The sequence below is a fragment of the Vibrio sp. FF145 genome (assembly GCF_041439075.1).
GTDB classification, from domain to species: Bacteria; Pseudomonadota; Gammaproteobacteria; order Enterobacterales; family Vibrionaceae; genus Vibrio; species Vibrio tasmaniensis_A.
The window spans coordinates 1-11,087 of the sequence record NZ_JBGONH010000053.1 but is presented as its reverse complement, the minus strand read 5'-3'; the positions used below and the strand labels follow the sequence as shown (position 1 = coordinate 11,087).

General features: G+C 44.6%; 6 protein-coding genes. 4 read left to right on the top strand and 2 right to left on the bottom strand.

Annotated features, from left to right (window positions below; genetic code table 11):
• The first annotated feature begins 128 nt into the window (after positions 1–128).
• Positions 129–1,292: a Na+/H+ antiporter NhaA gene (gene nhaA, locus ACED42_RS17620; protein ID WP_009847077.1), complete on the top strand. Its 1,164-nt coding sequence runs from the start codon at positions 129–131 to the stop codon at positions 1,290–1,292.
• 274 nt (positions 1,293–1,566) lie between these two features.
• Here nhaA and ACED42_RS17615 read toward each other — a convergent pair whose 3' ends face one another.
• Positions 1,567–2,178, bottom strand: coding sequence for an OmpA family protein (locus tag ACED42_RS17615; RefSeq protein ID WP_009847076.1), 612 nt, complete (start codon positions 2,176–2,178; stop codon positions 1,567–1,569).
• Positions 2,178–3,485, bottom strand: a complete 1,308-nt coding sequence (locus ACED42_RS17610) for a TolC family outer membrane protein (RefSeq protein ID WP_017096715.1) — start codon at positions 3,483–3,485, stop codon at positions 2,178–2,180. Before ACED42_RS17610 ends, ACED42_RS17615 begins: the two co-directional genes overlap by 1 nt.
• Before the next feature lie 301 nt (positions 3,486–3,786).
• On the opposite strand from ACED42_RS17610, the gene ACED42_RS17605 reads away from it, so the two are divergent.
• From ACED42_RS17605 to ACED42_RS17595, 3 genes are all read left to right on the top strand, one after another.
• Entirely contained in the window at positions 3,787–7,596 is a 3,810-nt protein-coding gene (locus ACED42_RS17605) for a VCBS domain-containing protein (RefSeq protein ID WP_371703561.1), read from the top strand.
• A gap of 438 nt (positions 7,597–8,034) precedes the next feature.
• A complete protein-coding gene (locus tag ACED42_RS17600; protein WP_009847073.1) occupies positions 8,035–8,664 on the top strand; it encodes a TetR/AcrR family transcriptional regulator in 630 nt (209 codons plus the stop codon).
• A 55-nt stretch (positions 8,665–8,719) separates the two neighbouring features.
• Positions 8,720–11,002 (top strand): acyl-CoA dehydrogenase, encoded by a 2,283-nt coding sequence (locus tag ACED42_RS17595; protein ID WP_004734682.1) that lies wholly within the window; start codon positions 8,720–8,722, stop codon positions 11,000–11,002.
• Positions 11,003–11,087 lie beyond the last annotated feature (85 nt).

Sequence of the window (11,087 nt, the reverse complement as noted above, 5' to 3'; positions counted from 1 at the left end):
TAGTATTTGTAGGAAAAACCGAAGTTAAACATCCGAAGAAGTGATTATCTATCGATAGAGCTTGGATATAAACTCGTGGTTATTCTTTGTTATTCGTTTATTTAAATAATAAATATAAGGGCGAAATCATGACCGACGTCATCCGTGACTTCTTTAAATTGGAATCTGCTGGCGGCATCATACTAGTCATCGCTGCGGCGATCGCAATGTTTGTAGCAAACTCACCATTGAACGAAATGTACCAAGGGGTACTGCACAGCTATGTTCTTGGTATGTCTGTATCACACTGGATTAACGATGGCTTAATGGCTGTCTTCTTCCTTCTAATTGGCTTAGAAGTTAAGCGCGAACTGTTAGAAGGCGCATTAAAGTCTAAAGAGACAGCAATCTTCCCAGCTATCGCAGCGGTGGGTGGTATGCTAGCTCCTGCACTTATTTACGTGCTATTCAATTCAAGTAACCCTGAAGCGCTTCAAGGTTGGGCTATCCCAGCGGCAACTGATATCGCTTTCGCATTGGGCATCATGGCTCTTCTTGGTAACCGTGTACCGGTAAGCTTGAAGGTATTCCTACTAGCGTTGGCAATTATCGATGATCTAGGGGTTGTTGTTATCATTGCACTGTTCTACTCAGGTGATCTATCGACGCTTGCACTAACGGTTGGCTTCATTGCAACTGGTGTGCTGTTCATGCTAAACAACAAGCATGTAACTAAGCTGAGTGTTTACCTTATTGTTGGTGCAATTCTGTGGTTCGCAGTGTTGAAGTCAGGTGTTCACGCAACATTGGCTGGTGTAGTCATTGGTTTTGCTATCCCACTGAAAGGCAATAAAGGAGAGCGTTCTCCGCTGAAACATCTAGAACATGCTCTGCACCCATACGTCGCTTTTGCAATTTTGCCAATCTTCGCATTTGCAAATGCAGGTATCTCACTAGAAGGCATCTCAATTTCAAACCTTACAGGCATGCTACCTCTTGGTATTGCTATGGGTCTATTGGTTGGTAAGCCTCTGGGTATCTTCCTATTCAGCTGGGGTGCTGTGAAAACGGGCATCGCTAAGCTTCCTGAAGGTGTGAACTTCATGAACATCTTCGCGGTATCTGTGTTGTGTGGTATTGGCTTTACGATGTCTATCTTTATTTCATCGCTGGCATTTGGTCCAACGAACGCAGATTTTGATACGCTTGCTCGATTAGGTATCCTGATGGGCTCAACGACCGCAGCTATCTTAGGTTACTTCCTGCTAAGTATTTCTTTACCGAAGACTAAGCAACAAGAAGTAAAACTATAATTGGTAGGTAAAAGCAAAATTGATAGGTAAAAGCATAATCGGTAAATAAAACTATATTCGGTAGTAGGTTCGCTTGATAGCGAGCCTACTCACTGAGTAACAAACCATACCTGAGTAGCAAGAAGAGTCACAGAATCACCTTTACGATTCATGTGACGACAAAGAACAAAAAGCCGTGATGGGTAATCCTATCACGGCTTTATTGATCTTGAAGCTAAGCTGTATTTGTAAGCGACTTTACCTTGCATCTTGCGCTTTCAGTGATGATGTCACGTTACTTTTCTAGTGTGCTAAAAATGGTCCACTCCTCAACGATCTGTTCACTTAACCCAACTACAGTCGCGGTTACCTTACGGTTCAGTGCATGTGAAGTAGGATCGTCACCATCGTTTTCTAAGCGTTCTTCACCATAGCCAACAATTCTCACGCGCTCCGGTTCTATACCATTCGAAAGTAACTCGTCTTGTACATTGTTTGCTCGTTTCTTTGACAAGTCTAAGTTGTATTCGTTGGAGCCCACTTTACTGGCGTAACCTTGGATCTCAATTGAAGCGCTTTTGTAGTTTTCAAGAAACTCTGCCATGGTGCTAATTTGGCTAGAAAATATTGGGTTTACTTCAAATGAGTCATGAGCAAAGAGTATTTTTAGCTGTCGGACTTCTTCCGCTCGAATTGTTTCACCACAGCCATCATTGTCGACTTGTGATGTTTCTGGTGTGCTAGGACAGGTGTCTCGCGCGTTTACTACACCATCTTTATCATCGTCTTGCAGGTCTGCAATTTGTTCAGCTTCGGGCGTTTCGATGTAGGCTTCTCGCTGCTGATTGGAGCAGGCAAATAAAGTCATCGTTAATACGGGAAGTAATAAGTAAGTTATTTTCATCATTAATACTCCACGGCCGTTGTCCACTCTTCCGGTATATCAACCAGCAGAGCATTCAATAAAGAACCTGTAGCGTTCATCACTCGGTATTTAGCGTACTGCTCCGAATAATGGGCATCCAGATAATCTTTGCGTGCTTCAAACAGTTCGTTCTCAGTATTGAGCAGGTCAAGCAGAGTACGTTTACCTATTCGGTATTGTTTTTCATAGGCGATAACGGTTTCTGAAGCTGAATCAACATGGTCGGACAAAAAGTTTTTCTGTTGCAGTGTGAGATCTAAGGCGCTCCATGAGAGGCGAAGTCCTTCTTCGACTTGGCGATAAGCACGATCTCTAAGATCTTTCGCCTTATTGAGTTGGTAAGCAGAAGCTTCTGAATTGGCGCTGTCTGTACCACCATTGTACAAGTTATACCGCATTCTCAGCATTGCGAGCGTTTCTTGACTTGAACCTTCATCGCCTCCTGCATCATCACGCCATGACTGAGACGCTTCGATAGAGAATGTAGGATAGTTTACGCCTTTGGACTGTTTATATTGAAAATGTGCTGCGTCGACATCTGCCGCCGCTATTTTAATTACAGGGTGTTTATCTAAAGCGTCAACTAGGGCATCTGACAATGACAGTGGAATCCAAGATATGTCGGCCCTTGGGTAAATCAGACCTAGCGGTTCTTGTCCTACAACTCTTCTAAATTGGGTATGTGTGTCGATCAAATTATTCTGGGCGGCTAATAAGTTACCATGAGCTTTTGCAATCCTAGCTTCTACTTGCGAAACGTCTGCGGTAGAACCTATGCCTGAACTCGCTCGTTTTTTTATGTCTTTATAGATTTTCTTGTGTATCGCAAGGTTACTTTCTGACAGCGCCAGTACCTCAGTCGCTTTTACTGCGTCGAGATATATTTGTGTTACCTCCAGTGCTTTGTCTTCGGCATCTGCTATCAATTGCAAACGAACTGATTCGGCTTCTGCAGCAGTACGGTCAATATCGTTCAGAGTCGAAGAACCATCCCACAGCAGTTGAGTGAGGGAAATCGTTGCTTCCTTTCTTGTTAGATCCGTGTCTGGACCGTTATTTGGTGCAGGGTTTATACCTTCATAACCAATACCGGCATCAAGGTCGATACTCGGCCTGTATGCCCCACCAGAGGCGTCATTACGCTTTTTCACGCTCACATATTCGTTAAAGATGCTTTTTATCTCTGGATTCGTTGCCAGGGTAATAGCCACAGACTGTTCCAGAGTTTGAGCGGCGAGTGGTGCTGCAGCAACTAAGCAACACATTATGGATAATTTAAACAATTTCAAAGTAGCTCTCCTTCTACTTTCAATGCCTCATCCGTTTCCCAACCTACGTTTACCGTTGAATTGAGTGAATGGTATTAAACGAAGCTTAGGACATTTGCAAAAAAATGCGAAGTTTGTTGGTTTTTTTTTGAATGTAAGTCGCTATTGCCATTGACTAATTTAAAAAGCATCGCATTTCCATGTCTTTAGTGAGTTGATTATCAATAATGCCACTACTAAATTTATTGTAGGAAATAGCCACAGCGCAGAGTGGGATTGGATCCGCGTTTGGTGTGTTCTGGGCAGAAGTGGGAATATGGATATGGGAAATATCAACCTAAGTATACTAGGTCTTGCGAACGGCGTTATAGTGCTCGACGCTCAAGGCCAAGTTAGACGTTTGCCTCCGGGCGAGCAACCAGCTGCTAGCGACGTCATTGTCACTGTCGAAACAACTGAAGAGAGCGTGCCAAACGTTTCTGCACGGTTTGTCGATGACCAAGGTCAGCAAAACGTGATAGACACTGATGATGCGATCGCTCAAGTTCAACGTGCTATTGAAGAAGGGTTTGATCCAACAGAATTGGGTGAAGAGTTTGATGCCGCAGCAGGTGAGCAAGGCTCAAGTCTAACCAACAGCGGTAGGATTGAACGTACAGGGGCTGAAACTCTGGCTTCAACAAACTTTGAAACTGACGGACTTGAATCTCAAGGGCTGTCCGAAACTCAAAGTATTGCTCTTTTCGATATCATTGCTCTTGCGCTTGTTTCAGGTGAAACCAACGTTATTGAGTTTGAACAGGATGAGCCTATTGAAACCGGGGGCGCTTTAACCATTGACGATCCGGACGTTACCTTTATCGCCAAAGATGCGGAAGGCGAAAATGGGTTCGGGTCTTTTGTCGTTAATGAGGATAGCTCGTGGACATTCGTGGCCAACAGTCCATTTGATGAACTTGCTGATGGCGAGCAAATTCAAGATACGACGACAGTGCAAACCTCCGACGGTGGCGAACAAGTCATCACCGTCACCATCATTGGTACTGATGATGCGGCAGTCGCCACTGATGATTCAGGCAGTGTGACCGAGGACATTGATGTCGATGACATCACCAACCAATTAGTGACGTCTGGTCAGATCGTGATTACAGACGTAGATAGCGACACTCCTACCTTTTCAGCTGATGGTGAGTTTAACCTCGTAGGTTCAACAAACGACTCACAACTTGGCGTATTGAGCATCGAACCTGATGGCGCTTGGACTTACGTAGTCAATAACGATGACGTGCAATACCTAGACGACGATGAATTCGTAACTGAGGTTTATACCGTTACAGCCAGTGACGGTACCACGAGCGAAGTAACTATCACCATCAACGGTGCCGATGATCCATCTGATATAACCGTTGGCGAAGGTGATTCAGACACAGGTGAAGTGACTGAGGATGTGGATGTTGACCAAGATAGCAACAACTTAACAACCTCCGGAACGCTAACCATCACCGATGTAGACGACAACGACGTTGCTGCTTTTGAACCAAATGGAACGTTTAATCCTGAAGGTTCGACCAGTGATACCGCGTTGGGTATGTTGACCATTACCGACGATGGCGAATGGACTTATGTGGTAGACAACGACGATGTGCAATATCTTGATGACGATGAGTTTGTCACCGAGATTTATACGGTTACTGCCATTGACGGAACCACAAGCGAAGTAACCATCACTATCAACGGTGCCGATGATCCATCTGATATAACCGTTGGCGAAGGTGACTCTGATATGGGTGAGGTGACGGAAGATGTTGATGTCGATCCAGAAAGCAACGACTTGATGGCGACGGGAACACTGACGATTACTGATGTTGATGCTAACGATGTGGCGGCTTTTCAACCTAACGGAACGTTTAATCCTGAAGGTTCGACCAATGATATCGCGTTGGGTGTGTTGACCATTACCGACGATGGCGAATGGACTTATGTCGTAGACAACGACGATGTGCAATATCTTGATGACGATGAATTTGTCACCGAGGTTTACACGGTGACTGCGATTGACGGAACCACAAGTGAAGTAACTATCACCATCAATGGTGCTGATGATCCATCCGAAATTACTGTCGGAGAAGGTGACTCAGACATGGGTGAGGTGACGGAAGATGTCGATGTTGACCCGGAGAGTAACGACTTGATGGCGACGGGAACACTGACGATTACCGATGTTGATGCTAACGATGTCGCGGCTTTTCAACCTAACGGAGCGTTTAATCCTGAAGGTTCGACCAATGATATTGCGTTGGGTATGTTGACCATTACCGACGATGGCGAATGGACTTACGTCGTCGACAACGATGATGTGCAGTATCTCGATGATGATGAGTTTGTCACCGAGGTTTACACGGTTACTGCGATTGACGGAACCACAAGTGAAGTGACCATCACCATCAACGGTGCCGATGACCCATCTGAGATTACGGTTGGGGAAGGTGACTCTGACGTGGGAGAAGTGACAGAGGACGTCGATGTCAATGAAGATACCAACGAACTCTCGGTGTCTGGTACTTTAACGATTACTGACGTCGACACCAGTGACATGCCTGCATTTAAACCTAATGGCGTGTTTACCCCTGTTGGATCTACTTATGCACTTGCACTAGGTATGTTAACGATTACACCTGAAGGGGCATGGAGTTATGTCGTTGATAACGATGCGGTTCAATACTTGAACGATGACGACACGGTTATTGAGCGATATGTCGTCACCGCCATCGATGGTGTAGAGCATGTTATCGAGATAACAATCAATGGTGTCAATGACGCACCTGAAGCGACCAGCTTTACGGTCGTTAATGATGAGGACGCGATTATACCTATCCTCTTCGATTCTGAAGATGGCGGCATGCCAGATTACATCTCAGATATAGAAGATGATCATGACGACATTCCACTTAATATTCGGATAGAAAGTTTGCCAACCAACGGCAGCCTTTTGTATACCGATGAAAATGGCGTCACGAGAGAAATTGTGCAGTCTGACGTCGACAGCGGTGTGTTGTTTGTTCCAAACAATATCAGCTTCGTTGCCGGGCCAGGAGAAATGTTTGAAATGGGCTTCAGTGGTGACTCTGACGATATGCCAGAGCTCATTGATGGTTTCTATAATTGGGGCGTCGCGATGTCACCAACCGAGAGACTTATTACCCTAGATAACGGCAATACGATTACGGTTACGATTGAAGACAACAATAATAAGCCTTTGAAACAGTATCAAGGTGAACAGTCTCATGTCGGTTTTGGTATTGGTGATACCGATGGTAGAGGTATGAACAAACAGGAGACCTTAGTCCTCGATTTTACGAATAATCCATTAGGGGTTGTTGATTTTGGTCTAGATGGTTTGGGTGGTTCATTTAACACCAATAGTAATGTTTATGTTGAAGTACTCTATACCTTTGCTGATGGTACAACGCATACAGAGCAGTATCAGAAAGACCCCGGAGACACCGGAAATAGCCAACTTCTATATGATTTTAGTTATTCATCACCAGATAATCCGATCGTTGAAATGGAGTTGTCATCGACAGGGGGCAGTTGGGAGTTACGCTATGTCCAAGGTAACGAGGCGGTAACTGAAGACCCGCAGTTTAATTATGTCGCGGTCGACTCTAATGGCGCAGAAAGCACGGTAGAGACGGTCACCATAGATATCGAAGAACCGCAGCAATATAACGTGATCAGTGCAGCGAGTAATGAACCTTTGTATGCCGAGTCAGGCAACGATCTGCTGATTGGAGATAGCGGAGACAACATCTTCACTTGGCTAGACTCTACGCTCGACAATGGGACCGATATCATTAAAGACTTTGAGCTTTATACGGAGGGCGCCGGTGATCTGATTGACCTCAATGATCTACTTGAAGACCCACAAGATGAAACTCAAATGGCCGAGTTGCTTGGCATGATTGAAGTGTCTGTTGATGGAGACGATATCGCACTATCGATTCCAATCAATGGCGGCAGTGATACTCAAACCATAGTGGTTGAAGGTATTGCAACGGAAATGGGAGCTTCGGTTGATCTCGGCAATGATCTTTCGGTGCTAGCCGAGTTAATCAAAAATGATGCTGCCTAGTCGGATCGTGAAATGCTTTGAACTTTAATGTAATGAAAGCCTTCGGTTTCGAGGGCTTTTTTGTGCCTACTATTAACCTAAAAAACACCGTGATCTTAGACAAAAAAAAGCCCAAACCAACGCGGTTTGGGCGGATACAAGTATAGGAGTTAATAAGGAAAATGCAGTAATTAAGAAAACAGTGAGAAACAAGTTTGACGGCCTGTTAAACATCTAAATACTCTGTTTTCTACTTAATTTATGACCCTCGATTATCATTTCAGTTCCCCAAAAAATTCATTAATTTTCTCTTTTTAATTAAACGCGCCTCTATTCAATCGCTTAGAACGTAATGCTTATAACTGGTACGACCAATTTGTGAAAATGTGATGTTGCTTGCTTGTTAAATAAATGTTCTAAGCGTATATTTCAAACAGTTGTTTAATACGAGTGATTGAAATGGCACCAAGAAGTACAACCAAAGACAAAATCTTAGATGTGGCTGAAGGCTTATTTGCTGAGCACGGTTTTAATGACACCTCTTTACGCACGATTACGAGTAAAGCCAATGTCAATCTTGCTTCAGTGAACTACCACTTTGGCGATAAGAAGACTCTGGTTCGTGCGGTACTCAATCGTTACTTAGAAGCATTTATGCCAGCATTGCAAGATGCACTAGTGAACTTAAATTTGAACGAAACGTATTCTATGAGTGACGTGTTTGAGTCTTTAAGGCAGCCACTAAGGGCACTCAATGATGTAAGGCCAAATGGTACGAGTCGATTTATGTTACTCATCGGTCGAGGCTATACAGATGTGCAAGGTCATTTGCGTTGGTTCATTACTACTCGTTATAGCGAAGTACTGACTTTGTTTACCAACTCAGTAATGAAAGCTAACCCAAACCTCACTCAAGAACAGTTATTTTGGCGATTGCACTTCACCCTAGGGACTTGTGTATTCACCATGGCATCTAGCCAAGCTCTAATAGAAATTGCAGAGAATGACTATGACAGAAAGATAGATGCGAAGGCAGTGGTCGATATTCTTATTCCATATTTGGCCGCTGGCATGTCAGCAAAAGAATAAAACAATAAAAAGCAAAATATTCACAAACAATATAGTGAACAAAAGGATCTGAACTATGAGCTCTCTAAGACAAAAATGGGTAAGTGACCCAGCTTTTAAACTCTTTAAAAAAGTACTACCACCCCTATCTAGCACCGAGAAAGAAGCGATGGAAGCGGGTAGCGTGTGGTGGGACGGAGAGCTGTTTTCTGGTAAACCAGATTTCACTAAGCTTCACCAGTACCCAAAACCTCAGCTGACAGCAGAAGAGCAATCGTTCATGGATAATGAACTTGAAACTTTGCTCGCTATGCTTGATGACCACAAAATTGTGAAAGAAGACCGAGACCTTCCAGAGGAAGTTTGGAACTTTTTACGCAAAGAACGTTTCTTCTCGCTAATTATCGCGAAAGGGTACGGCGGTCGTGAATTTTCAGCGCACGCAAACTCTACCATCGTAACTAAAATTGCGACGCGTAGTATTAGTACTGCGGTTTCGGTAATGGTTCCAAACTCTCTTGGCCCTGGTGAGCTACTGTCTCACTACGGAACTCAAGATCAAAAAGACTACTGGTTACCTCGTCTTGCTGACGGTACAGATATCCCTTGTTTCGCACTCACAGGGCCTGAAGCAGGTTCTGATGCGGGTGGTATCCCTGATGTCGGTACCGTTTGTATGGGCATGCACGAAGGCAAAGAGACACTAGGCATCAAGCTTAACTGGAACAAGCGCTACATTACGCTAGCTCCAGTGGCGACGGTACTTGGTCTGGCTTTCAAACTGCACGATCCAGAAAAGCTACTGGGTGACAAAGAAGACATTGGCATCACGTGTGCGCTTATCCCGGCAGACCACGAAGGTGTTGTGATTGGTGAGCGTCATGATCCACTTGGTCTTGCGTTTATGAATGGTCCAACACGTGGTCACGATGTATTTATTCCTATGGAATGGTTAATCGGTGGCGCAGATTACGCAGGTAAAGGCTGGCGTATGCTGGTGGAATGTCTGTCTGCAGGTCGTGGTATCTCATTACCAGCACTTGGCACGGCGATGGGCCACCTAACAGCGAAAACTACTGGTGCGTACGCTTACGTTCGTAAACAGTTCGGTATGTCGATTGGTAAGTTTGAAGGTGTTGCAGAGAGCCTTGGACGTATTGGTGGCTTAACGTATCTACTAGAAGCGACTCGTACACTGACAACTACTTCACTTGATATGAAAGAGAAGCCGGGTATCGTAACGGCTATCGCGAAGTATCACATGACAGAGATGGCTCGTACTATTCTGAATGACTCAATGGATATCCATTCAGGTCGTGCAATTCAAGATGGCCCAATGAACTACTTGGCTGCGCCTTACCTAGGTATTCCAGTTGCTATCACAGTAGAAGGTGCGAACATTCTAACTCGTAACCTGATGATCTTCGGTCAAGGTGCGACACGTTGTCACCCATACGTATTGAGCGAAATGGAAGCGGCAGCGAACCCAGATGAGAAGCAAGGTGCAAAAGACTTTGATAGCTTGTTGTTCAAGCACATCTCACACGCAACTAAAAACACGTTTGGCGCGTTTGGTGCAGCACTTACTGGCTCTAAGTTCATTAAAGCCGACATGAGTGGTCCAACGAAGCCTTACTACCAAGATTTGACTCGCTTGAGCCGTGCGCTTGCAGTGAGTGCGGATTTCGCAATGCTGACGCTAGGTGGCGAACTGAAACGTAAAGAGCTTATCTCTGCACGTTTGGGTGATGGTCTAAGTTACCTATACATGGCGTCTGCTGCACTTAAGAAGTATGAAGATGAAGGTCGCCAACAAGCTGACCTAGACTACGTACACTACGCGGTTCAACACTGTTTCCACAATGCGGCTAAGTCGTTACAAGAAGCGTACCGTAACTTCCCGAACAAGATGGTTGGTAAAGTACTTAAAGGTCTAGTTTTCCCTGTAGGTAACCACTTCGAAAAACCAAGTGATAACCTAACAGTTCAACTAGCAGAAAGCTTGATGACTCCGGGAGCACACCGTGAACGTCTGACTCACCTTTGCTACATCGGCAAGGAAGAGGATGATAGTGTTGGCCTTATGGAGAACGCGTTCAATGCGATGTACAGCATCAAGCCTCTGGAGCGTAAGATCTTCAAAGCCGTGAAAGAGGGCAAAGTGGCTCGTAAAGGCTTGTTGGCAGACAAACTGGCTCAAGCACTTGCTGCTGACGTTCTGACACAAGAAGAAGTCGACCAAATTGTTGCTGCTGATAAACTGCGTTACACAGCGATTCAAGTTGATCACTTCAGTCATGACTTTAGTGAAACTTTGACGCGAAAAGAGTTAAAACCTAAGCTAAATAGCGTTGCTTAGGTAACGAAATGATAAAAGGCACCTAATAAGGCAACACCTATCATTTAAGGTGTTTAGATCGCACAGTGTAGCGAGTCTTACTAAA